The sequence below is a fragment of the Celeribacter sp. genome, from assembly GCF_048266405.1.
GTDB lineage: Bacteria > Pseudomonadota > Alphaproteobacteria > Rhodobacterales > Rhodobacteraceae > Celeribacter.
In genome coordinates this window covers 354347-375766 of the sequence record NZ_JBLWZO010000002.1, presented here as the reverse complement: position 1 = coordinate 375766, position 21420 = coordinate 354347, and the positions used below count along the sequence as shown (strand labels likewise).

18 protein-coding genes are annotated in these 21420 nt (G+C 54.0%); 5 read left to right on the top strand and 13 right to left on the bottom strand.

Annotated elements, in window-relative coordinates; translation table 11 throughout:
* Positions 1-2: 2 nt before the first annotated feature.
* Entirely contained in the window at positions 3-1256 is a 1254-nt protein-coding gene (ilvA, locus tag ACN0TS_RS06625) for a threonine ammonia-lyase IlvA (RefSeq protein ID WP_417258548.1), read from the bottom strand.
* Positions 1253-2002: a hypothetical protein gene (locus tag ACN0TS_RS06620; RefSeq protein ID WP_417258547.1), complete on the bottom strand. Its 750-nt coding sequence runs from the start codon at positions 2000-2002 to the stop codon at positions 1253-1255. The genes ilvA and ACN0TS_RS06620 overlap by 4 nt, the downstream gene beginning before the upstream one ends.
* 135 nt (positions 2003-2137) lie before the next feature.
* On the opposite strand from ACN0TS_RS06620, the gene ACN0TS_RS06615 reads away from it, so the two are divergent.
* Complete coding sequence (locus ACN0TS_RS06615; protein WP_417258546.1) at positions 2138-3361, top strand: argininosuccinate synthase; 1224 nt, start codon at positions 2138-2140, stop codon at positions 3359-3361.
* A gap of 106 nt (positions 3362-3467) precedes the next feature.
* Here ACN0TS_RS06615 and ACN0TS_RS06610 read toward each other — a convergent pair whose 3' ends face one another.
* Both ACN0TS_RS06610 and ACN0TS_RS06605 read right to left on the bottom strand, forming a co-directional pair.
* Positions 3468-4340: a ribokinase gene (locus ACN0TS_RS06610; protein ID WP_417258545.1), complete on the bottom strand. Its 873-nt coding sequence runs from the start codon at positions 4338-4340 to the stop codon at positions 3468-3470.
* A 16-nt stretch (positions 4341-4356) separates the two neighbouring features.
* Positions 4357-6618: an NADP-dependent malic enzyme gene (locus tag ACN0TS_RS06605; RefSeq protein WP_417258544.1), complete on the bottom strand. Its 2262-nt coding sequence runs from the start codon at positions 6616-6618 to the stop codon at positions 4357-4359.
* A gap of 164 nt (positions 6619-6782) precedes the next feature.
* On the opposite strand from ACN0TS_RS06605, the gene mutS reads away from it, so the two are divergent.
* Entirely contained in the window at positions 6783-9410 is a 2628-nt protein-coding gene (gene mutS, locus ACN0TS_RS06600) for a DNA mismatch repair protein MutS (protein WP_417258739.1), read from the top strand.
* Here the strand turns inward: mutS and ACN0TS_RS06595 are convergent.
* Positions 9407-9901 carry a nucleotide exchange factor GrpE gene (locus ACN0TS_RS06595; protein WP_417258738.1) on the bottom strand — a complete coding sequence of 165 codons (495 nt, stop codon included), beginning with the start codon at positions 9899-9901 and terminating at the stop codon, positions 9407-9409. The genes mutS and ACN0TS_RS06595 overlap by 4 nt on opposite strands.
* Before the next feature lie 83 nt (positions 9902-9984).
* Complete coding sequence (hrcA, locus tag ACN0TS_RS06590; RefSeq protein ID WP_417258543.1) at positions 9985-11049, bottom strand: heat-inducible transcriptional repressor HrcA; 1065 nt, start codon at positions 11047-11049, stop codon at positions 9985-9987.
* Between the two features lie 117 nt (positions 11050-11166).
* On the opposite strand from hrcA, the gene rph reads away from it, so the two are divergent.
* From rph to hemW, 3 genes are read left to right on the top strand one after another with little or no spacing between them, the layout of a single operon-like run.
* The gene (gene rph / locus ACN0TS_RS06585; protein ID WP_417258542.1) at positions 11167-11880 is read left to right on the top strand and encodes a ribonuclease PH; all 714 of its coding nucleotides are present in this window, start codon (positions 11167-11169) and stop codon (positions 11878-11880) included.
* The gene (gene rdgB / locus ACN0TS_RS06580; protein WP_417258541.1) at positions 11880-12497 is read left to right on the top strand and encodes an RdgB/HAM1 family non-canonical purine NTP pyrophosphatase; all 618 of its coding nucleotides are present in this window, start codon (positions 11880-11882) and stop codon (positions 12495-12497) included. The genes rph and rdgB overlap by 1 nt, the downstream gene beginning before the upstream one ends.
* 6 nt (positions 12498-12503) lie before the next feature.
* Complete coding sequence (gene hemW, locus ACN0TS_RS06575) at positions 12504-13655, top strand: radical SAM family heme chaperone HemW (RefSeq protein WP_417258540.1); 1152 nt, start codon at positions 12504-12506, stop codon at positions 13653-13655.
* Positions 13656-13658: 3 nt separating this feature from the next.
* Here the strand turns inward: hemW and ACN0TS_RS06570 are convergent, their stop codons facing one another.
* From ACN0TS_RS06570 to hemJ, 7 genes are all read right to left on the bottom strand, one after another.
* Complete coding sequence (locus tag ACN0TS_RS06570; protein ID WP_417258539.1) at positions 13659-14579, bottom strand: ParB/RepB/Spo0J family partition protein; 921 nt, start codon at positions 14577-14579, stop codon at positions 13659-13661.
* Between the two features lie 2 nt (positions 14580-14581).
* Positions 14582-15379, bottom strand: coding sequence for a ParA family protein (locus ACN0TS_RS06565; RefSeq protein ID WP_417258538.1), 798 nt, complete (start codon positions 15377-15379; stop codon positions 14582-14584).
* Entirely contained in the window at positions 15372-15989 is a 618-nt protein-coding gene (gene rsmG / locus ACN0TS_RS06560) for a 16S rRNA (guanine(527)-N(7))-methyltransferase RsmG (protein WP_417258537.1), read from the bottom strand. Before rsmG ends, ACN0TS_RS06565 begins: the two co-directional genes overlap by 8 nt.
* Entirely contained in the window at positions 15990-17864 is a 1875-nt protein-coding gene (gene mnmG / locus ACN0TS_RS06555; RefSeq protein ID WP_417258536.1) for a tRNA uridine-5-carboxymethylaminomethyl(34) synthesis enzyme MnmG, read from the bottom strand.
* Between the two features lie 14 nt (positions 17865-17878).
* Positions 17879-19168, bottom strand: a complete 1290-nt coding sequence (gene mnmE / locus ACN0TS_RS06550) for a tRNA uridine-5-carboxymethylaminomethyl(34) synthesis GTPase MnmE (protein ID WP_417258535.1) — start codon at positions 19166-19168, stop codon at positions 17879-17881.
* A gap of 26 nt (positions 19169-19194) precedes the next feature.
* The gene (gene rho, locus ACN0TS_RS06545) at positions 19195-20466 is read right to left on the bottom strand and encodes a transcription termination factor Rho (protein ID WP_417258534.1); all 1272 of its coding nucleotides are present in this window, start codon (positions 20464-20466) and stop codon (positions 19195-19197) included.
* Positions 20467-20605: 139 nt separating this feature from the next.
* A complete protein-coding gene (hemJ, locus tag ACN0TS_RS06540; protein WP_417258533.1) occupies positions 20606-21058 on the bottom strand; it encodes a protoporphyrinogen oxidase HemJ in 453 nt (150 codons plus the stop codon).
* Positions 21059-21420: the final 362 nt, after the last annotated feature.

Below are 21420 nucleotides of genomic sequence, written 5' to 3'. Positions count from 1 at the left end.
GATTAGAGCACAAATTCGGCCAGTGCCTCGTCATTGGTGATATCGCGATGCACCAATCCTGCCTCTTCCATTTTCGAAAACAGAATTTTGAAATTCTTAGGATCTTTGGTTTCAATCCCGATCAACACAGAGCCAAAGTTACGCGCCGATTTCTTGAGGTATTCAAATCGGGAAATGTCATCTTGAGGGCCAAGCATATCAAGAAACTCGCGCAACGCGCCAGGTCGCTGAGGTAGGCGCATGATGAAATATTTCTTGAGCCCCAAGAACCGTTGCGCACGTTCACGCACTTCAGGTAGGCGTTCGAAATCGAAGTTGCCACCAGAGGTCACGCAGAGAACGCGCTTGCCTTTGATCTCATCTCCCAGATCCCGCAACGCATCGACCGTTAGCGCCCCAGCGGGTTCCAAAACAATCCCCTCAACATTGAGCATCTCAACAATCGTGGTGCAAATACGGTCTTCTGAGGCGGCCAACACATGATCTTGCGCAACGTGGCGCAGGGTTTCAAATGGCAATGCCCCGATCCGAGCCACAGCGGCACCATCAACAAAACTATCAACGAAAGGCAGCGTTACGGGCTCTCCTGCAACCAGAGCAGCTTTCAGAGAGGCCCCGCCCTTAGGCTCGACCAAATAAACAGCAGCCTGCGGCCAGAACTCAGGGATGTATTTCAAAACTCCCGATGACAATCCCCCACCACCAACGGGCAAAATGACAATATCGGGCGCATCGGGCATCTGACGCACCGCCTCAACGGCCACGCTTGCCTGACCCTCGATCACATGAGGGTCATCAAACGGCGCAAGAAAATGCCCGCCCTGCGCGGCGCAGTATTCTTTGGCCGATGCTAGGGTGTCGTCAAAATAGTCTCCGACAAGACGGATTTCGATCATATCGCCGCCAAAGGTGCGGGTCTTGTCGATCTTCTGCTGTGGTGTTGTCACAGGCATAAACACAACACCACGCACTCCAAGCTCACGACAGGCATAGGCCATACCCTGTGCATGATTTCCCGCCGAGGCACACACAAATAGCGAAACCTCAGGGTTCTCTTCGCGGGCCCTGTGCATCGCGTGCCATGCGCCACGAATCTTGTATGAGCGAACAGGGGTCAAGTCTTCGCGCTTGAGCCAGATGTCCGCGCCAAATTTTGCCGAAAGATGATCATTGCGGGCACAGGGTGTTGGCTCGAACAATTGCCGTACAAAGGTTTCGGCATTCTGCGCGCGGGATGTGAATGTCTCGTCGCTCATCGGCGGGCCTCACTATTTGTGAGTTTGTAGATCGTAGAAAACACGCTGACCCCGACCATCAGCATCACCCAACCACTGGCAAGACTGTAAAGCATGGACAAAAGGGCGCTGGACGAAAACAATACGCCAATCTGCCGAAGCACAAAGCCTGCAAGCGTCGCCAGTATACCCACTTGGAACACGGCCACTTTAATTGGCGCAGTTTGCCTCCATGCCGCCACAAAACCCTTCTTCTCGCCCAGAGCTATGGCCGGCAACACGGGGGAAATACGATAAACGATGTAAGTGATCGGGATAAGCAGCACGATAAAGCCAACGATAATCGAAATGATATTGCCCATCATCGCAGGCGGAGACAGAATAACGGAGCCGACCACAATGATTGCAACAACGATTAAGCCGATCAGCAAGCTCATCACAAAGTACGCAAAGACCCGCGCACCATTCATAGGCGGGATAAAAGTCGTTGGGCGCTCTCCCAAGATAATGAAGCGGTGCCAAGCGACAGCCACCCAAAGAGAAATGACCAATGTCGCAAGATTCAAAAAGAACATCCATTTGATGATACCCGCAGGCAGATCAATCGGGTTTTCGATCTCGTTTATCGAAACCCCTCCATATGTTCCCACAAACACGACCTGCGCCGCTATGACGCCAATCCACAAAAGACCCGAAATTGCCAAAGCATCGGTCAGGTTCTTGAACACATCGTCAATCGCTGTCTTGAGTATTTGAAAACCAGTCATCGGGCACCTCATTCATTCATTTGCGCATAGACTTAAGTCTTTTCATGCAGAACAGAAAGCATTCAGGTGCGAAACCTTGCTCTTCGGGTAAAAACCCGATAATCGCCCAAGCGATATCCGAAAAAGGAATGCCCCATGTCTGCGCCCAAAAAAGTTGTTCTGGCCTACTCCGGTGGCCTCGATACTTCCATCATCCTCAAATGGCTCCAGACCGAATACGGTTGCGAGGTTGTCACCTTCACCGCCGATCTCGGTCAAGGCGAAGAGCTCGAACCCGCTCGCAAGAAAGCCGAGATGCTTGGCATCAAGCCTGAGAACATCTTTATCGAAGATGTACGCGAAGAATTCGTGCGTGATTTCGTCTTCCCTATGTTCCGCGCCAATGCGGTGTACGAGGGCCAATACCTCCTCGGCACCTCCATCGCCCGCCCGCTGATTTCCAAACGTCTCGTAGAGATCGCCGAAGAAACCGGTGCGGATGCCGTCGCACACGGCGCGACAGGCAAAGGCAACGACCAAGTGCGGTTTGAACTGGCTGCCTACGCGCTCAATCCCGACATCAAAGTGATCGCGCCATGGCGTGAGTGGGATTTGACATCGCGCACCAAACTGCTTGAGTTTGCTGAGAAAAACCAGATCCCTGTCGCTAAAGACAAGCGTGGCGAAGCGCCCTTCTCGGTTGACGCAAACCTGTTGCACACCTCGTCCGAGGGTAAGGTTCTCGAAGATCCTGCGCAGCAAGCACCCGACTACGTGCTCCAACGCACTGTGCCCGTCGAGCAGGCGCCGAACGAGCCCGAATACATCGAAGTCACCTTCGAGAAAGGTGACGCGGTTGCGATCAACGGCGAGGCAATGTCGCCTGCGACCATCCTCACCAAGCTCAACGAACTGGGCGGAAAGCACGGGATCGGCGTTCTCGATCTCGTTGAAAACCGCTTTGTCGGCATGAAGTCACGCGGCATCTATGAAACCCCTGGCGGCACCGTTCTGCTTGAAGCTCACCGTGGCATCGAACAGATCACCCTCGACAGCGGCGCAGGCCATCTCAAAGACAGCCTGATGCCCCGCTATGCCGAGCTGATCTACAACGGTTTCTGGTTCAGCCCTGAACGCGAAATGCTGCAAGCGGCGATCGACAAAAGCCAGGAACACGTCACAGGCACCGTGCGTTTGCGCCTCTACAAAGGCTCCGCCGTCACGGTGGGTCGTTGGTCAGATCACACGCTCTATTCCGAGGCTCACGTCACCTTTGAGGATGATGCAGGTGCTTATGATCAAAAAGACGCGGCAGGATTTATCCAACTCAACGCCCTGCGTTTGAAACTTCTCGCCGCGCGGAATCGCCGCCTGAAATAAGGGGTCGGCATACTGTCGGACATGTGTCGGACTTTTGTCGGGCATCATCGAAATACAAAAGGGCGCCCATCACGGCGCCCTTTTTCTTTTATTCAATCCCAAAACATCAGACAGAAAACGCGTCAACCTCGTCCGCTGTCGGAATCGCGTCAGCCGTTCCTTTTCGAGTAACCTTCAACGCCGCCGCTTGTGAGGCCCATTCCATTGCCTCTTTGATTGACTGGCCTTTATCCAAACCTGCGGCGACGTAGCCGATAAATGTATCACCTGCGGCGGTGGTATCGACGGGCGTCACTTTCGGGGAGGACACTTCGATGACCTCTCCTGTTTCGTTGGAGCGCCACATCGCCCCTTTGCTACCGAGGGTCACAATCACTTGCGGCACCGGAAGTTTGTCGAGTTCAACGCCAAGCGCCGAGGTCAATTGCGCGGCCTCCACGGAATTCATCACCAAGATCGACACATCGGACATGACCTGTTTCACAGCGTCCACATCAAAGGGAGCCGCTGAGTAGATCACCCGCATCTTTTTGGCCCGCGCAGCCTGCGCCGCGTGATCTTGAAGGTTGGTTTCGTTTTGCAGCAAAAGCGTGTCGCCCTCTTGCGCATGATCAATGGCATCAAGGATGGATTGAGCATCCTGTTTCACGTTCGCACCAGGCTGCAACACGATGGTGTTCTCGCCCTGCGCGTCCACATTGATGATCGCATGGCCCGAGACCTCGGACAAATCCTGCACATAGGTGGTGTTCACACCGAAAGAGGTCATGCGCTCACGCACCCACGCGTCCGCTTTCCCGATCGCGCCGATGTGAAACACCTGCACTCCCGCTTTCGCGGCAGCGACGGACTGATTGGTGCCTTTGCCGCCAAGACCGATGGAATGGTCGATGGCGTGAAGTGTCTCACCCGGATTTGGGAAATGGGGAAGCGTATAGAAATGATCTATATTCACCGACCCGAGATTATAGATCGCCATACGCGTCCCCCGTTGTTTATGACTGACCGACTTTGCAAGCCGCCAGAATTGCCATGTTCAAAATGTCGTTCACTGTCGACACAGTTGAGCAAACCTGAATTGGCTTGTCCACACCGGTCAAGATTGGACCGATCACAGTGGCACCTGCCATTTCCTGCATCAGTTTCACAGAGATGGACGCGGAGTGACGCGCGGGAACCACGAGGATATTCGCGGGGCCCGTCAAACGACAGAACGGATAGGCCGCCTGTGCCTCTTCGTTCAACGCCACATCAACTGTCATTTCGCCATCGTATTCAAAGTCCACCTTACGCTCATCAAGCACTTTCGGCGCGAGGTGCATCTTTGTCGCGCGCTCGGACACCGGATAGCCGAAGGTCGAAAACGATGCGAAGGCCACACGGGGTTCAATCCCCAAAGAGCGAGCAACCTTGGCCGCGGATTCCGCAATGTCGGCAAGGTCATTTTCGTCAGGCCATTCATGCACCAAGGTATCCGCGATAAACACGATCCGACCGTTGTGGATGAGCGCACTCACACCAATCGCGCCGTCTTCGGCCTTGGCATCAAAGACCGAATTGATCCGATCCAACACATGGGCTGATTTGCGGGTCGCGCCCGTAACAAGACCATCGGCATGGCCATGCGCCAACATCAACGCGGAGAAGGCATGACGGTCACGGGCCGCGAGACGGTGGATGTCTTTTTGATCGTGACCAGACCGTTGAAGGCGCTGATAGAGAAAGTTTTTGTAGTCGTTGAGATGCGGCGTATTCGCAGCATTGACGATCTCCAACTCCCCAGCCGCATCGGCCAAGCCCGCTTCTTCAAGTTTGGCTTTCACATCGTCGTCACGTCCGACCACAAGTGCCTTGCCATAGCCACCGCGTTGATACGCAACTGCGGCACGTAGAACGCGCGGATCGTCCCCTTCGGCAAAGAGCATCGTGGCCTGTGCCTGACGCGCACGGGCATAAAGCCCTTGAAGGATCTGGGCAGTCGGGTCCATGCGGGCTTTAAGGCTTTGGGTATAGCCCTCCATATCCACAATGGGGCGACGCGCCACACCTGTCTCCATACCCGCCTTCGCAACTGCGGGCGGGATGGTGTAGATCAGGCGAGGATCAAACGGCGTCGGAATAATATAATCGCGCCCGAAAGTCAGCGACCGCCCGTAGGCCAAAGCAACCTCATCAGGAACATCTTTGCGGGCCAGAGCGGCAAGCGCCTCGGCACAGGCGATTTTCATCTCGTCGTTGATCGCGCGGGCATGAATGTCGAGCGCCCCACGAAAGAGATAGGGAAAGCCAAGAACGTTGTTCACTTGGTTGGGGTAGTCGGAGCGCCCCGTTGCGACGATCACATCCTCGCGCACCGCATGGGCCTCCTCGGGGGTGATCTCCGGATCGGGGTTGGCCATCGCAAAGATCACCGCATCAGGGGCCATAGATGCCACCATGTCCTGCGTCACGGAGCCTTTGGCAGAAACGCCAAGGAACACATCCGCGCCATCCATCGCCTCGGCCAATGTCCGTGCATCGGTGGTGGCGGCATGGGCAGATTTCCATTGGTTCATACCCTCGGTACGACCCTGATAGATCACGCCTTTGGTGTCGCACATGATGCAGTTGTCGTGCTTCGCGCCCATCGATTTGATGAGTTCGAGACAGGCGATCCCTGCCGCACCGGCACCGTTGAGAACGATTTTGCAGTCCTCGATCTTTTTGCCAGATATATGCAGTGCGTTGATCAGACCCGCGGCACAGATCACCGCCGTGCCGTGTTGGTCATCATGGAAGACAGGGATATCCATCTCTTCCTTGAGCTTTTGCTCGATGATGAAACATTCAGGGGCCTTGATATCCTCAAGGTTGATGCCGCCGAAGCTCGGCCCCATCAGTTTCACCGCTTGAATGATCTGGTCGGGGTCTTCGGTATCCAGTTCGATGTCGATGGAGTTCACATCGGCAAAGCGTTTGAACAGAACCGCCTTGCCCTCCATCACGGGCTTGGACGCCAGCGCGCCAAGATTGCCGAGACCGAGCACAGCTGTCCCGTTGGAGATCACCGCCACAAGGTTTCCCTTGTTGGTGTAATCATAGGCGGTTTCGGGATTTTCCGCGATAGCTTCGCAGGGAACCGCAACGCCGGGCGAATAGGCCAACGACAGGTCGCGTTGGGTGGACATCGGCACGCTCGGCGAGATGTCAAACTTGCCAGGACGTGGGTCCATGTGGAATGCGAGAGCTTCCTCGCGGGTTTGTTTTACTTTGGGCATTCAGGTGGGCCTCCTCTTTGCCAGTCCCACTTTCATATCGACAGAGGCACACCATCTCAACAAAGAACACCGCATCCCCTTTACGCCGCTGCGCCTGCGGGTAAGTTGTGGAGCACAAGATTTAGGGGATCGTCGTGGCCGACACAGAACACAAAGTAACACCAATGATGGCGCAATATCTGGAGATCAAATCCAGACACCGCGATGCTTTGCTGTTTTATCGTATGGGCGACTTTTACGAGCTGTTTTTTGACGACGCCGTGGCCGCAGCCGCAGCGCTCGACATTGCGCTGACCAAACGCGGCAAACACGCGGGCGACGATATTCCCATGTGTGGCGTTCCTGTTCATGCCGCCGAGGGTTACTTGCTCACCCTTATTCGCAAGGGCTTCCGCGTTGGGGTCTGCGAGCAGCTTGAAAACCCCGCCGAGGCGAAAAAGCGCGGGGCGAAATCTGTCGTCAAACGCGACGTGGTGCGCCTTGTCACGCCGGGGACGCTAACCGAGGAAAGCCTGCTTGATGCCCGCCGCCATAACTTTCTCGCGGCCTTCGCGGAAATCCGTGACGAGGGCGCTGTGGCGTGGGTCGATATTTCCACGGGCGAGTTTCACGTGATGCCCTGCCCCCTTGCGCAGCTTGCGCCGGAACTGGCCCGCCTCAACCCGTCGGAAATCCTGTTGTCTGAGTCTTTTGAGGGGAATTGGGCCGAATTAGTGCCTGATTTCGCCGATTGCGTCACGCCACTTTCGCGAGCGTCGTTCGATAGCACATCCGCCCAGAAACGTCTGACGGACCTGTTCAAAGTCGCGTCATTGGATGCCTTTGGCGGGTTTTCCCTGAGCGAAGTGTCCGCGATGGGCGCGGTGATCGACTATCTGGAAATCACCCAAAAGGGCAAACTGCCCCTCATCCGCCCACCCGTCAAAGAACTCGCTCGCGGGAATATGCAGATTGATGGCGCCACGCGTCGCAATCTCGAAATCACTCGCTCGCTTTCGGGTGGGCGGGATGGATCATTGGTCAGTGTCATGGATCGCACCGTGACCGCTGCGGGCGGGCGTCTGTTGGAGCGTCGCCTGTCCAGCCCGTCGTGCGATGTTGATGTGATCAATCAACGCCTCGACGCTGTGAACTTCGCAATGGACAACCGCAGCCTCACCGAAAACCTGCGTGAGGCCCTGCGCAATGTGCCCGATATTGAACGCGCCCTGTCGCGGATCAGTCTGGAACGTGGCGGGCCTCGTGATCTCGCCGCCATCCGCAATGGTTTGACCGAAGCCGAAACCATCTCAAACACCCTGCCGACGGACAAGATTCCGAGCCTAATCCAGCAGGATTTGCCGTTTTTGACGGGTCATGGCGATCTTATCGACCTGCTTGACGCCGCCCTGATTGCCGAGCCGCCCCTATTGGCGCGGGACGGTGGCTTTATCGCTGCGGGCTACAACGAGGAACTCGACGAGTGCCGTAAACTACGCGACGAAGGGCGCAGTGTTATTGCCTCTCTCCAGTCCCAATATTCCGAACTCTCCGGAGTCCAAAGTCTCAAGATCAAGCACAACAATGTGTTGGGCTATTTCATCGAGACCACCGCCACCCATGCGGACAAGATGCTCTCTCCTCCGCTCAACGAGACATTCATCCACCGTCAAACCACAGCCAACCAAGTGCGTTTCACAACGTTGGAATTGTCGGAGCTTGAAACCAAAATTCACAACGCCGGTGGCCGTGCCCTCGAAATCGAAAAACAACTGTTCACAGGCCTCTGTGCCCGCATTCTCGAAAATGCGGCCAAGATTACCGATACCGCCCGCGCCCTGTCGGAAATCGACCTTGCCACATCGCTCGCCGATCTGGCCGCCTCCGAGAATTGGGTGCGCCCTGTGGTGGATTCGGGTCGAAAACTGGACATTCAGAATGGTCGCCACCCTGTGGTAGAGCGTGCATTGCGCAAGCAAGGTGGCGAAACCTTCGTCGCCAATAGCTGTGACCTCTCCGATGGTCGCGATGGTGCTGCAATCTGGCTGCTGACGGGTCCGAACATGTCGGGTAAATCGACATTCCTACGCCAGAACGCCCTTATCGCATTGATCGCACAGATGGGGTCATATGTGCCCGCTTCCTCTGCCCATATTGGAATTGTCTCGCAACTGTTTTCCCGCGTTGGCGCATCGGATGATTTGGCCCGTGGTCGCTCGACCTTCATGGTCGAGATGGTTGAAACGGCGGCCATTCTCAATCAGGCGGATGATCGTGCGCTTGTGATCCTCGACGAGATTGGCCGTGGAACAGCGACCTATGACGGCTTGTCCATCGCATGGGCAACCCTTGAACACCTGCACGACGTCAACAAATGCCGCGCACTCTTTGCGACGCACTACCATGAGATGACCGCGCTTTCCGAGAAACTCGACGGCGCAGAGAACGCCACCGTGTCCGTCAAGGAATGGGATGGCGACGTTATTTTCCTTCACGAAGTTCTCAAAGGCAAAGCGGACCGATCCTATGGTGTTCAGGTTGCACGCCTTGCGGGTCTGCCGCCATCGGTCGTGGAACGCGCCAAAGTCGTGCTTGAGGCATTGGAAAGCGGTGAGGCGGAGAACGCCAAGAATCCGAAAGCGATCATTGATGATCTACCACTGTTCGCCGCGATGCCCACACCGCAACAAGCACCCCAGCCAAAAGGCCCGTCAGAGGTTGAAGAAAAACTCGCCGGGATTTCTCCCGACGAGTTGACGCCCCGTGAGGCGCTTCAAATCTTGTATGATCTTAAATCGCTCGCGAGCGATTAAGACGCCGGCGTTGAGGACACGCCGACCTGAGCAGGACGCAACAGGCGGTCGTGGATCATGAAACCAACGTTCATCACCTGAATGATGTCACCCGCTTTTGTCTCCGGAACAGCGGCCTCAAACATCGCTTCGTGCATGTTCGGATCGAATTCGTCACCGATTTCAGGGGAGATAACCTCGATCCCGTGGCGACCGAATACGGACAGAAGCTCACGCATGGTCAGCTCGATCCCTTCGATCAACGCAGCCTGTGCTTCACGTTGCTCATCGGTGATGACATCGACGGCACGCTTCAGGTTGTCAAAGACAGGCAGCATATCACGGGCGAGCTTGGAGCCGCCGTAATTCTCGGCCTCGCGGCGATCACGATCCGCACGCTTGCGAACGTTTTCGGTCTCCGCCATCGCCCGCATAAAGCGATCGCGAAACTCGTCACGTTCGGCGCGCAGTGTTTCAAGTTCGTCCACTTCGTCGTCCAACTCATCTTCCATTTCTTCAATGTCGATCTGATCCTCGTCTTCGAGGGTGTTGTCGTCAAAGTTTAGGTCTTTCGGGTCCGTCATCTCTTAACCTTTCACGCCTTACTGGACAGCATTCGCCCAACAAGTTGGGCCGTATAGTCAACGATTGGAACGATCCGCCCATAGTTCAGGCGAGTCGGTCCGATCACACCTACGGCACCGATTATCTTTCGATCAGCGTTCATATAAGGAGAAACCACCAAAGAGGAACCCGAAAGAGAAAAAAGTTTGTTCTCTGAGCCGATAAAAATGCGAACTCCTTCGCCATCTTCGGTCAATTCGAGGAATTCGGCGATATCGCGCTTCTTTTCGAGATCATCGAACAGGGTGCGGATGCGGTCCAACTCCTCCGCTTCCGAGCTTTGCCCCAAAAGATGCGAACGCCCGCGAACGATCAGTCGCTCGTAATTATCGCCCTCGCCCTCCCAGAACGCATCTCCATTTTCGATAAGTTCCGCCGCCAAACTGTCCAATTCCTGACGCCGTATCTTGATCTCTCGCTCCACCGTCGTTTTCAATTCGGACAGGGTTTTGCCCTCGATCAGGGAATTGAGAAAATTTGCCGCCTCGCGCAACGAGGACGGTGTTTGTCCTGCGGGTGGCGTGAACACGCGATTCTCGACCTGCCCATCCGCAAACACCAGAACAACCAAAGCACGATCTGGCGCAAGGCTCACAAATTCCACATGTTTTAGCGGCGCTTCGTGCTTTGGCGTCAGGACAAGGCTCGCGCCCTGCGTCAAACCTGAAAGCGTCGATCCGACACGATCCAACATCCCGCTGACGTCTTTGCCATCATCGCGCAATGTCTCGTGCATTTTCTCGCGCACATCATCTGATACGGTGCCCACTTCCAAAAGCCCGTCCACGAACATCCGCAAACCGAGATGCGTCGGAATACGCCCCGCCGAGACATGCGGACTATCCAAAAGGCCGAGGTACTCAAGATCCTGCATCACATTGCGGACCGTGGCGGCCGACACTTTTTCACTCATCGTGCGCGTGAGGGTCCGCGATCCAACGGGCCCGCCGCTATCAAGATAGCCTTCGACCACCCGTCGAAAAACCTCGCGGGACCTCTCGTTCATTTCAGCGATTACATTTGTGCGTTCTACCATCTGACACGATTTTCCAAGGGCACAGCCATTAAAAGGGTTAGGCGGTTGGGGTCAATGAGGGTTGCACCGATTGCGCCGCCTATCTTATGTGGGGTCAACAAACAAAAAGGAAAGATCATGCGACCTTCTGGACGAAAACTAGACGAGATGCGTTCGATTTCAATTGAAACTAATGTGACCAAACACGCCGAAGGTTCGTGCATGATCCGCTGTGGTGACACGCATGTGCTTTGCACCGCCACAATCGAACCACGCGTTCCCCCGTTTATGCGCAATTCTGGCCAAGGATGGGTGACAGCGGAATACGGCATGTTGCCGCGTTCGACCTCCTCTCGGATGCGTCGCGAGGCCACTGCGGGTAAACAAGGTGGTCGCACCGTGGAAATCCAACGCCTGATCGGTCGCTCTTTGCGCGCAGGCGTTGATCGCGTTGCCCTTGGCGAGCGTCAGATCACCGTGGACTGTGATGTGATCCAAGCAGACGGCGGCACGCGCTGCGCGTCAATCACGGGTGGTTGGGTTGCGCTGCGCCTTGCGGTCAACAAATTGATCAAAGCCGGTGACATCACGTCCGATCCTCTGATCTCCAATGTCGCCGCTGTATCATGCGGCATCTATGCAGGTCAGCCCGTTCTCGATCTCGACTACCCCGAAGATTCCGAGGCAGGTGTCGATGGCAACTTCATCATGCTCGCCAATGGTCAGATGGTCGAAACCCAGATGAGCGCCGAAGGGGCGACCTATTCCCGCGACCAACTGAACGAGCTACTCGATCTCGCGGACAAAGGCGTCGCAGAACTGGTCGCAGCTCAGAATGCGGCGGTTTCCTGATGCGTATGTTTGACGGCGACAAACTGGTTCTCGCCTCTCATAATAAAGGCAAGTTGCGCGAAATTGGTGCGCTGCTCGCACCGTTTGGTGTCGAGGTCGTATCGGCAGGTGATCTCGGATTCGATGAGCCCGAGGAAACCGAAGATACCTTTGTAGGAAACGCACGGATCAAGGCGCATTACGCGGCCAAAAAGTCCGGCCTTCCCGCTTTGTCCGATGACAGCGGAATCATGGTTGATGCTCTGGATGGCGCACCGGGTGTCTATACTGCCGATTGGGCCGAAACGCCCAATGGTCGAGACTTCCCGATGGCAATGAAAAAGGTCTGGGATCTACTCGAAGCCAAGAAAGCACCGATCCCAAGAACCGCGCGGTTCTGCTGCACCCTGTGCCTTGCATGGCCCGATGGTCATGACGAAGTGTTCGAGGGCAAAGTCGAGGGCCACCTCGAATGGCCAATGCGCGGCGATTTGGGGTTTGGTTTTGATCCGATCTTTGTCCCTGCGGGCAAAACACAGACATTTGCCGAAATGGACCCCGCCAAAAAACACGCGATGAGCCATAGGGCAGTTGCCTTTGCCAAATTTGTAAAAGGGCCCTTTGCGGGGCGCGTGTAGAACAGCATGGAAGATTGGGAAAACGGCGGATTTGGTCTCTATTTTCACTGGCCGTTTTGCCAATCAAAATGCCCCTATTGCGATTTCAATTCGCACGTATCTGGTTCTGTAGACCAAGAAGCATGGGGCGAGGCATTTCTATCCGAAATTGACCGCGTATCCGCCGAAACATCTGGTCGGCTAGTGCAATCCATCTACTTTGGTGGCGGCACACCGTCATTGATGGAACCTGCCCTTGTGGGAAAAATTTTGGACCGAGTTCGGCTGCGTTGGTCTCTATCCAACGATGTCGAGATTACACTTGAAGCCAATCCCACATCCGTCGAAATCGACAAGTTTCGCGATTTTAGAGCAATGGGTGTCAACCGCGTATCACTTGGCGTCCAATCTCTACGCGACGATGATCTACGCTGCCTTGGGCGCCTCCATTCCGTTGCAGAGGCCAAACGTGCCATCGACGTCGCTCAATCCGTGTTTGATCGCACCTCATTCGATCTAATCTACGCCCGACAAGATCAAAGCATCGCCGATTGGGAAGCGGAATTGGCCGAAGCCCTAACCATCGCGAACGGCCACCTGTCCCTCTATCAACTCACCATTGAACAAGGCACCGCCTTCGGAGATCGCTATAACGCGGGGAAACTGCGAGGTCTGCCGAACGACGACCTTGGCGCAGATATGTATTTTCTGACGCAAGAGATGACCAACGCCGCCGGATATCCGGCTTATGAAGTCTCTAATCACGCCCAAAGCGGCCTCGAGAGCCGTCATAATCAGATTTACTGGCGCTATGGTGATTATGCGGGCATCGGACCTGGCGCACATGCGCGCCTGACGATTAACGGGCAGAAATTCGCGATTGATACGCCCCTCGCCCCAAGTAAATGGCTGAACCAAGTTAATGAGACGGGAAACGGCGAAAACATCCGCCAAGCGCTCTCAGCAACGGATCAGGCGATTGAGTATCTGATGATGGGGCTGCGCATTGATGACGGCGTGGCTCTGTCCCGCATTCCGAGCCTAGTGAATGATGTATTCAATAATAAAATCAATTACTTGATAGACGATGGCGTGGTCGACCTGAAAGATGGCCGACTGGTTGTTACACCAGACGGCCGACCTCTCATTAATGCGATAGTAAAGGAACTGTTGCCCTAAACCTTATTTGCCGCGCGACAGGATTTGACAAAGAAGATCCAGATCATCAAGCGAGGAATAGGACACCATCAATTGGCCCTTTTCAGAGCCGTTCTGGTGTTGGATTTCTACCTTCATCCCGATTGCAGCACTCAAATCGCCTTCCAGCGCCCGCGTATCCGCATCTTTTTCGGTAGATTTTCTATTCACCTTGGCTTTTGTCGATGGCGGCTGCTTGCTCTTCTTCGCAAGTTTCTCCGTCTCGCGAACAGACAAGCCCCGTTTTACAACGTCCCGCGCCAGTTCGGACGGATTTTCGGATGTAATCAGCGCCCGCGCATGGCCCGCCGACAGCTCCCCCTGCTCGAGCAAAGCCTGAACATCTTGGGGAAGTTGCAACAACCGCATCATATTCGCGATGTGGCTACGACTTTTACCCAAGGCACTGGCAAGTTGCTCCTGCGTATGGCCAAATTTGTCCATAAGCTGATGGTACCCGATCGCTTCCTCGATGGAGTTCAGGTCCGCACGCTGAATGTTCTCGATAATCGCGATTTCCAACACTTCGGTGTCATCATATTCGCGAATAATGACCGGTACTTCATGCAATTTTGCGATTTGCGAGGCCCGCCAACGGCGCTCACCCGCGACAATCTCATAGGCGCCATCACGACGAGGGTTGGCGCGAACAATTAGCGGTTGAATAACCCCCTTCTCCGCGATGGAGTCAGAGAGTTCCTTCAGCTTTTCTTCATCAAAACGTCGACGCGGCTGATCCGGATTGGGAGAAACCCGCTCAATCGGAACCATATGGGCCGCATTTCGAGATGATGTTTCCGAATCTCCATCTGTGGGGACTTCGGCACTCTGATTTACATCCGCCATGAGCGAAGAAAGCCCGCGACCCAAACCACGTTTCTTACCATTTCCGTTGTTTTGCGTCATATTTAGCCCCTTTTGGTCACGAGTTCTTTTGCCAAAGCGCGATACGCTTCGCTACCTTTTGATGTCGGATCATAGTTCAAAACGGGCAAAGCATAAGATGGAGCCTCGCTAATCCTCACATTCCGCGGAATCACCGTCTTGAACACCAAATCCCCGAGGTTTTCTCTGGCGTCCGCCTCTACCTGCTTCGACAGGTTGTTGCGCTTGTCGTACATGGTCAAGACAACGCCAGAAATCCGGAGGTGAGGATTGGCGGTCTGACGGACTTCGCGCACGGTGATGATCAACTGTGTCAGCCCTTCCAACGCAAAAAACTCGCTCTGAAGAGGGACAAGAACCGAATCCGAAGCGACCATCGCGTTGACGGTTAGCAGACTCAGCGATGGCGGGCAGTCGATCAGAACATAATCAATGGCGTAGGCATCAAGCGCTCGCTGCCGTAAGGCATCCCGCAGCAGGAAACTGCGCTTTTCATTGGAAACCATTTCAAGGTCGGCAGAGCTAAGATCGACGTTCGCCGGCACAATCCAGAGGCCCTGAATATCCGTTGTTTGAATTGTCTCATGGATATCAACATCACCGAGCAGCAAATCGTAGGTAGTCAAGGTTCTATCGGATGGCTCAACGCCAAATCCCGTCGACGCATTGCCCTGAGGGTCAAGATCAACGACCAAAACACGAAAACCGAGTTCAACCAAACCCGCAGCGAGGTTGATGGTTGTTGTCGTTTTCCCTACGCCACCCTTCTGATTTGCAACAGAAATAATGGTAGGGCCCTTGGGTCGGGTTGGATCAGGCACGTTCTATATCTCCGACTTTGATAATAACCGCATTCTCATCTGTCACACTTTTATATTCGCTGTGCGAAAAGCGCCAAACAGCCTGAGCCTCAGACAGCTCTTCTTGATATTTCATCCCCTTCGGGAAATACGCAACGCCGCCCTGATCAAGGTGACGATCCGCAAACTCCAAGAGGTTCGTTAGAGAAGACAGTGCCCGCGCGGTCAAAGTGGTTGCCTTTAACGGCTCAACTTCCTCAACCCGTTTTGCCAAAACCTGCGCCTCCACACCCGTCTCTCTCAGGACAGTTCTAAGGAACGTTGCCTTGCGCTGATCTGATTCGACTAGTGTAAATTTCAAGTCTGGCGCCAATTCTGCTGCAAGAATCGCGCAAACCACCCCTGGGAAACCGCCACCTGAGCCCAAATCCACCCAGTGACCCTTTGTAGCGTCGGCAACTTTGAACACCTGTGCGGAATCGATAAAGTGGCGTCCCCATGTGTTTTCTAATGTGTTTTTCGACACAAGGTTGATTGCCGGATTCCACTTTTTAAGAAGACCGTCGTAGACCTCTAGGCGCTCCAATGTTTCACGTGAAACATTAAGGCCGATGGAAGAAAGATCTCTCATTTACGACGCCTTCTTCTGCAATTGACGAATTCGCGCTAGGACAAGCGTCGCTGCGGCGGGCGTCATTCCCTCAACTCGTAGCGCTTGGGCGATGGTTTGAGGGCGCGCTGTTTCCAGTTTTGTACGGAGCTCATTTGAAAGACCACTCAACCCGCTGTAATCAAAATCAGTAGGAATCGCCTCCGCTTCATCCCGTTTAAGAGAAGCAACATCACGTTTCTGACGTTCGATATAGGTTGCGTAAAGAGCATCCTTTTCCAATTGTTTCTGAATAATATCAGGTATTTGGCCCAGATCGGAATTCAACGCGATCAGATTTTCAAACGTTACATTCGGGAACGACAGGACGTCATAAGCCGTGCGTCGTGATCCGTCCGAGCTGGCCCCGATACCGCCTTGTTTCAACTCGTTCGGTGTATAGGTTTGCGACTTCAATGTTTTCTCGGCAGCCTCCAAGGCGTCCATCTTTTCCTGATGCGCCCGCGCCCGTTCTGCGCCGACTACGCCAAGATCAATACCTTTTTGGGTGAGACGTTGGTCAGCGTTATCTGCACGCAGGGACAATCTGAACTCCGCCCGCGACGTGAACATGCGATATGGCTCGGTCACGCCTCGCGTTACGAGATCATCAACCATCACCCCGATATAGCTATCGGTTCTCGAAAACACCTGCTCCTCAAGCGACTTTGCATGTCGAGCAGCATTCAAACCCGCAAGAAGTCCTTGTGCTGCGGCTTCTTCATATCCGGTTGTGCCATTGATCTGACCCGCGAGATACAGGTTTGGAACGTCCTTCACCTCAAGCGTCAATTTAAGCGCCCTTGGGTCCACATAATCATATTCAATCGCATAGCCCGGCTGTGTGATCTCAACCTCTTCTAGACCAACAATGGAGCGCACATAGGCTTCCTGAACTTCGACCGGTAGAGAGGTAGAGATCCCGTTAGGATAGACCGTATCGACGCTAAGCCCCTCTGGCTCAAGAAAAATTTGGTGCAATGATTTATCTGCAAAACGTACAACTTTATCCTCGATGGACGGGCAATAGCGCGGGCCAACGCCCTCGATATGACCGCCATACATCGCGGACAAGCTCAAGTTTTCGCGAATAATATCATGGGTCTTTTCATTGGTGTGGGTCATCCCACAGGATACCTGTCTGGCTTTGGGTACGGTATTCAGAAAGGAAAAGACAACAGGATCATCATCACCTGGCTGCTCTTCCAAAATATCCCACTTGATCGTCTTGCCATTCAGACGCGGTGGCGTCCCCGTTTTAAGACGGCCCATTGGAAGTCCGAATCCATAAAGACGGTCAGCTAAGTCGATCGAGGGTTTATCGCCCATACGGCCACCTTTGCGTCGTTCATTCCCAATATGAATCACACCATTCAGAAATGTCCCGGTGGTGAGGACAACGGCAGCGGACCGTATTTCAGCACCATCGGCCAAGCGGACACCCGAAGCCGACTCACCGTCCATTAGTAGGTCCACAACTTCGGCTTCGATGATCGACAGATTTTCGGTATTTTCCAATTCCGCCATCATGGCCGCTTGATATAGCAATCTGTCAGCCTGCGCCCGAGGCCCCTGCACGGCTGGCCCCTTTCCACGATTGAGAAGTCGGAACTGGATACCCGCACAATCCGCGACGCGCCCCATCACGCCGTCCAGAGCGTCAACCTCGCGCACGAGATGTCCCTTCCCAAGCCCACCAATAGCGGGATTACAGGACATAACACCAATATTTTGGCGTTTCAGCGTCACTAAGGCGGTTTTCGCGCCTGTACGCGCAGCGGCGGCAGCGGCGTCACAGCCTGCATGCCCGCCCCCAACAACAACCACATCGAAGTCCAAATGTTTCACGTGAAACACTCCACAAATTCAGATTACTTGCCGATGCAGAAACTGGAGAAAATTTCTCCAAGGATCGCCTCAACATCAATGCGCCCTACAAGGCAATCCAGATCATAAATCGCGGTACGAAGAAACTCCGCTGCGATTTCGGTCCTGTCTTGTCCGAGCAGTACCTCATTTCGCGCCGCATCCAAAGACCGAACTGCACTTGTCATCGCAATACGGTGGCGTTCGTGCGTCGCAACAGCCGATCCCGTACTCCGTTCGGAAAGAATGGACGAGACATGCGCCACCAGATCGGACACACCGTGGCCAGTTGCGCCTGAAATAGATGCTGTTCCAAAAGCCCCTTGGTCATCTTTACCGATCAGAACCAGATCACCTTCCCTCGGCGCGATCTCTGGTTGAGCACCGGCATGGGGCAGCAAAACCACGCGAATATCCGCCAGTTCCGCACGGGACCGCGCACGCTCTATACCGATGTTCTCAACCACATCCGACGTCTCGCGAAGCCCTGCAGTATCAAGAACCGTGACGGGCAAACCATCAAGCTCCATACGCACCTCAATCACATCGCGCGTTGTGCCTGCAATCTCCGAGGTAATCGCCGCATCACGCCCTGCAAGTGCGTTGAGAAGTGTTGATTTCCCGATATTTGGTGGTCCGACGATAGCGACCTCAAACCCGTCGCGAATACGTTCCGAGATATGCGATCCTTCGATTTCTCGATTCAGTTCGTCTGTGACGCGTCCAAGCAACTCCAATACTTCGGGAGACACATCGACCGGCACCTCTTCGTCCGCGAAATCAATCGTTGCCTCGATCAGAGCCGCAGCACGAATGAGCAATTGACGCCACACATCGACCTTCTCGCTTATCGCTCCCGAAAACACGCGCATCGCCTGTTTTCGCTGCGCTTCTGTTTCGGCGTCGATAAGATCGGCAAGCCCCTCAACCTGCGTCAGATCAAGACGTTCATTATCAAGAGCGCGTCGCGTAAATTCACCCGCCTCCGCAGGCCGTAGCCCATCAATGCGGCTCAACTCGGCCAGCACGGAGCGGACAATGGCAATGGACCCATGAAGCTGTAGCTCGGCGCTCTGCTCGCCCGTGAATGAGGCCCCTTCCTCGAAACACAGAACAAGCGCCTCATCGAGAACAGCACCCTCCGCGTCCTTCAAAACACGTAACGCCGTGCGACGGGGCTTAGGGATATCTCCCGCCAGAATTTCAACAGCCGCAAACGAGAGTGGCCCGGAAATCCGGACCACTGCCACACCCGCTTTACCGCGGGCAGTTGCTTCTGCGTAGATGGTATCCATGAGGCTAACTCATTGATATTAAAATATTAAGCGTTCATAGAGTCAAAGAATTCGCTATTTGACTTCGTTTGTTTCAACTTGGAAATCATGAACTCAATGGCATCTGTGGTCCCCATCGGGTTCAGGATACGACGCAGCACATACATTTTCTGCAAGTCTTTGGAATCGACAAGAAGCTCTTCTTTCCGAGTTCCTGATTTGAGAATATCCATAGCAGGGAAGACACGTTTGTCAGCCACTTTGCGATCCAGAACGATCTCCGAGTTACCTGTCCCTTTGAATTCCTCAAAGATCACTTCGTCCATGCGCGAGCCCGTATCAATGAGGGCTGTGGCAATAATGGTCAGTGACCCGCCCTCCTCGATGTTACGTGCAGCCCCGAAGAAGCGCTTGGGGCGCTGTAGGGCGTTCGCATCGACACCACCGGTCAACACCTTACCTGAGCTAGGCACAGTGGTGTTAAAGGCGCGCCCAAGGCGTGTGATGGAGTCGAGCAGGATCACAACATCCCGTTTATGTTCCACGAGGCGTTTGGCCTTCTCAATGACCATCTCGGACACGGCAACGTGACGCGATGCAGGTTCATCAAAGGTCGAGGAAATCACTTCGCCCTTCACAGAGCGCTGCATGTCCGTCACCTCTTCGGGCCGTTCATCAATCAACAGAACGATGAGATAGCACTCAGGGTGGTTTTGACCGATCGAGGTCGCAATATTTTGCAGAAGAACGGTTTTACCCGTCCGCGGTGGCGCAACGATCAAGGATCGCTGACCTTTACCGATAGGTGCCACAAGATCGATAATACGGGCTGACCGATCTTTAATTGTCGGATCTTCGATCTCCATCGTCAAACGCTCATCAGGATAGAGCGGTGTCAGGTTATCGAAGTTGATCTTATGCTTCGCTTTTTCAGGCTCTTCAAAGTTGATCTTTGTCACCTTGGTCAAAGCGAAATAGCGTTCATTCTCACCTGGGGCCTGAATAACACCCTCAACGGTATCACCTGTGCGCATCCCCCATTGGCGGGCAACTTCAGGAGAAACGTAGATGTCGTCTGGACCAGGAAGGTAGTTCGCCTCGGGTGAGCGCAAAAACCCGAACCCGTCCTGCAAAACTTCAAGAACGCCATCACCAGAGATTTCCCATCCATCCTCAGCGCGTTCTTTGAGGATCGAGAACATCATGTCGCCCTTGCGCATCGTGGACGCATTTTCGATCTCTAGTTCTTCTGCCATCGCCAATAGGTCTTTTGGGCTCTTAGCTTTGAGATCAGCAAGATTAAGCGTTTCAGTTGTCATGGAAATTCCTATGGGTCGCCTCAAGGTGCGACCGTGTTCAAACATGTAAAAGGGATATCCCGTGGATGACCGGACGGTCGGGATTTCTGCTTTCATAGAATTTAGGTCAGCCGGAGTCAATAAATCATCGCAAGACGCGCTAGAACGGCTTCGCGATGATCATGGTGACGATGATCAACATCAACAGCGTCGGAACCTCGTTCATCATCCGGTATTGGCGTCCCGTGAGCTTGTTTTCACCCGCGACGAAATCCAGACGACGCTTGTCACACCAATAGTGAAAAACAGTCATTGCAATAACACTGCCCGCTTTCAACCACGACCAACCAGCACTCCAGTCAACCACACCGGGTGTGGCGACAAGGCATAGACCAAACAGCCATGACGACATCATTGCGGGGCGCATGATCACGCGAAAGAGCTTCATTTCCATATCTTGGAACAAGCGATCCGTGTCGGAGCCAAGCGAAACACTTTCCGTATGGCGCACAAACAATCTAGGCAAATAAAACAATCCTGCCATCCATGAGATGACGGACATCACATGAAGTGATTTCGTCCAAGGATAAATTGTTGCGAGAAAATCACCCATATTCCGACCTTTCCGTGTCTCTCTCTTAATAAAATAAAGAATAGAAAAAGAAAGATGATGTTTAAGTAGGGCCTGTGGATAATGTGGATTAGTTGCTTTTCCACAGATCTATCCTTGTAGATAGAAAACTTGGGCTCTGTTGGGTAGGAATTTTGGAAAACTGTCTAAAGGTCTTAGTTTAAGGGTGAAAATGAACTAAACCGTCCCGAAGGAACTGTGGATAACCAATGGCAAACTTTTAAAATCCGACCTTGTCCCTAAGAAAAATCCTCAAAACTCCCCAAGGATAAAAGTTGGGCGGTTACGGGACAAAGAGGGGGCTTTTCCACAGGGAGTATGATCCGCTATCTGTCCCTCGACTT

What these genes read in the sequence shown, in the direction of transcription:
- ilvA (WP_417258548.1), bottom strand. Translation starts at nt 1,256, where the DNA reads ATGAGCGACGAGACATTCACATCCCGCGCGCAGAATGCCGAAACCTTT.
- ACN0TS_RS06620 (WP_417258547.1), bottom strand. Translation starts at nt 2,002, where the DNA reads ATGACTGGTTTTCAAATACTCAAGACAGCGATTGACGATGTGTTCAAG.
- ACN0TS_RS06615 (WP_417258546.1), top strand. Translation starts at nt 2,138, where the DNA reads ATGTCTGCGCCCAAAAAAGTTGTTCTGGCCTACTCCGGTGGCCTCGAT.
- ACN0TS_RS06610 (WP_417258545.1), bottom strand. Translation starts at nt 4,340, where the DNA reads ATGGCGATCTATAATCTCGGGTCGGTGAATATAGATCATTTCTATACG.
- ACN0TS_RS06605 (WP_417258544.1), bottom strand. Translation starts at nt 6,618, where the DNA reads ATGCCCAAAGTAAAACAAACCCGCGAGGAAGCTCTCGCATTCCACATG.
- mutS (WP_417258739.1), top strand. Translation starts at nt 6,783, where the DNA reads ATGATGGCGCAATATCTGGAGATCAAATCCAGACACCGCGATGCTTTG.
- ACN0TS_RS06595 (WP_417258738.1), bottom strand. Translation starts at nt 9,901, where the DNA reads ATGGAAGATGAGTTGGACGACGAAGTGGACGAACTTGAAACACTGCGC.
- hrcA (WP_417258543.1), bottom strand. Translation starts at nt 11,049, where the DNA reads ATGGTAGAACGCACAAATGTAATCGCTGAAATGAACGAGAGGTCCCGC.
- rph (WP_417258542.1), top strand. Translation starts at nt 11,167, where the DNA reads ATGCGACCTTCTGGACGAAAACTAGACGAGATGCGTTCGATTTCAATT.
- rdgB (WP_417258541.1), top strand. Translation starts at nt 11,880, where the DNA reads ATGCGTATGTTTGACGGCGACAAACTGGTTCTCGCCTCTCATAATAAA.
- hemW (WP_417258540.1), top strand. Translation starts at nt 12,504, where the DNA reads ATGGAAGATTGGGAAAACGGCGGATTTGGTCTCTATTTTCACTGGCCG.
- ACN0TS_RS06570 (WP_417258539.1), bottom strand. Translation starts at nt 14,579, where the DNA reads ATGACGCAAAACAACGGAAATGGTAAGAAACGTGGTTTGGGTCGCGGG.
- rsmG (WP_417258537.1), bottom strand. Translation starts at nt 15,989, where the DNA reads ATGAGAGATCTTTCTTCCATCGGCCTTAATGTTTCACGTGAAACATTG.
- mnmE (WP_417258535.1), bottom strand. Translation starts at nt 19,168, where the DNA reads ATGGATACCATCTACGCAGAAGCAACTGCCCGCGGTAAAGCGGGTGTG.
- rho (WP_417258534.1), bottom strand. Translation starts at nt 20,466, where the DNA reads ATGACAACTGAAACGCTTAATCTTGCTGATCTCAAAGCTAAGAGCCCA.
- hemJ (WP_417258533.1), bottom strand. Translation starts at nt 21,058, where the DNA reads ATGGGTGATTTTCTCGCAACAATTTATCCTTGGACGAAATCACTTCAT.